General features: G+C 22.5%; 1 pseudogene. It reads right to left on the bottom strand.

Going from position 1 to position 608, the window contains the following annotated elements:
• Positions 1 to 492 (bottom strand): annotated as a pseudogene (locus BGS40_RS07495) (hypothetical protein); the annotation flags it as partial.
• Positions 493 to 608 lie beyond the last annotated feature (116 nt).

Here is a 608-nt window from a genome sequence, read left to right as displayed (position 1 = left end):
ATTGCTTATTATTTGATTATAAAAACTTAAAAGACTTTCTTTGCTGTTTAAGTCTATAAAATTAAGATAAAAATTCTTTTCTTCTAAGGCTAATTTTAAAGCATTAAGATTTGCAAAAGAAGCATTAAGATTTTCATTATTTTTTAAAGCATAAACGATATTTTCTTGTTCTTGTTTTTGGGTAATAGCATATTGTAATAAAGGATTTTTATAATGTGTATCGCTATTGATTAAAACATTGATATAAAAAGCTTCTTTGCTTTTCTTAGTTAATTGAAGCAAAGATAAAAGTGTAGAAGGGATATAAAAAGAATCAAGCTTTAAATTTAAATACTTATCATAAGTATTTATATAAGTTAATTCTTGACTAAAATCCAAAGCTTGTTCTTTTAAATTTAAAAGCATTGTTCCACCTAATCCTAATAAAGCTAGATTTTTGAAATTCTCTAAAGCTTTTCTTTTTTCTAAATCGATTTGAAGTATTTTTTGCATTGTTTTTCCTTTTGTTTTTATTTTACTTTAAATATTTTTTTATTTTGATTAAATTACTCTTTTATATTATGTTCTTTAGCATAAGCTAGTATTTTAGCTCGAAGTTCTTGCGGAAA

The sequence above is a fragment of the Campylobacter sp. 107 genome, from assembly GCF_002383835.1.
In the GTDB taxonomy this organism is placed as follows: Bacteria; Campylobacterota; Campylobacteria; order Campylobacterales; family Campylobacteraceae; genus Campylobacter_D; species Campylobacter_D jejuni.
This window is presented reverse-complemented; position numbering and strand designations above follow the sequence as displayed.